The 1185-nt window shown below is 65.7% G+C and carries 1 protein-coding gene; it reads left to right on the forward strand.

Annotated elements, in window-relative coordinates; all coding sequences use genetic code 11:
* Positions 1 to 65 precede the first annotated feature (65 nt).
* Positions 66 to 1049, forward strand: a complete 984-nt coding sequence (locus D9C15_RS33170) for an IS5 family transposase (protein ID WP_128003716.1) — start codon at positions 66 to 68, stop codon at positions 1047 to 1049.
* Positions 1050 to 1185: the final 136 nt, after the last annotated feature.

Here is a 1185-nt window from a genome sequence, read left to right on the forward strand (position 1 = left end):
GGAAACGCTGATTTATCCGGGCTGACCGCGATGCGCGATGGACGTGGCGGCGGCAGGATCACACCATGAACCAACGCAGCTTTGCCAGCGCTGAGTACGCCTTGAAGAAGAAGCGCACGCGGCGCGAGCAGTTTCTCGACGAGATGGATCGCATCGTGCCTTGGGCGCGCCTGGAAGCAGCCATCGCCCCGTCTTACCCGCGCAGCGGACGCGTCGGGCGCCCGCCCATCGGCGTGCCGAAGATGCTGCGCATGTACTGCCTGCAGCAGTGGTACGGGCTGGCCGACGAGGCGCTGGAAGACGCGCTGTACGACAGCCAGTCCATGCGCGACTTCGTGGGCATCGACCTGTCGCGCGAGTCGGTGCCCGACGCCACGACGCTGCTGAAGTTCCGGCGCCTGCTGCTGGCCAACGACCTGGCCAAGGCGCTGTTCGACGAGATCAACGCCCACCTGGCCGAGCAGGGGCTGCTGATGCGCGCGGGTACCATCGTTGACGCCACCATCATCGCTGCGCCCAGCTCGACCAAGAACGCCAAGGGCGAGCGCGACCCCGACATGCACCAGACGAAGAAGGGCAACCAGTGGCACTTCGGGATGAAGGCGCACATCGGGGTGGATGCCGAATCCGGGCTGGTGCATACGGTGATCGCCACGGCTGCCAATGTCAACGACGTGACGCAGGCCGGCGCGCTGCTGCATGGGCAGGAAACGTCGGCCTTCGGTGATGCCGGCTACCGCGGCGCGGACAAGCGCCCCGAAGCAAAGGGGCCGACCTGGTTCATTGCCATGCAGCCAGGCAAGCGCAGGGCGCTGGACCTGACGAAGAAGTGGGCGCGGCTGCTGGAGAAGGCCGAGCAGCTGAAGGCCAGCGTGCGCGCCAAGGTCGAGCACCCGTTCCATGTGGTGAAGAACCTGTTCCGCCACCGCAAGGCTCGCTACAAGGGGATGTCCAAGAACCAGGGGCAGCTGTACACGCTGTTCGGGCTGGCCAATCTGGTGATCGCCAAGCGATCCCTGATGGACCTCCATGCCCGAGGTGCGTCTTGAACAGGCAGATCGGCCAGGAAAGGGCCATCGAAGCGCCAGATTTCCTCTGGCCGACCGCAGCTTCCACTCGCAACAGCGCGCGCTCGCCATCCGGCACCTGCTGGCCGCTCAACTTGGTCATTGATCAGCGCGTCCC

It is taken from the genome of Piscinibacter defluvii, assembly GCF_004011805.1.
Lineage (GTDB): Bacteria > Pseudomonadota > Gammaproteobacteria > Burkholderiales > Burkholderiaceae_C > Piscinibacter > Piscinibacter defluvii.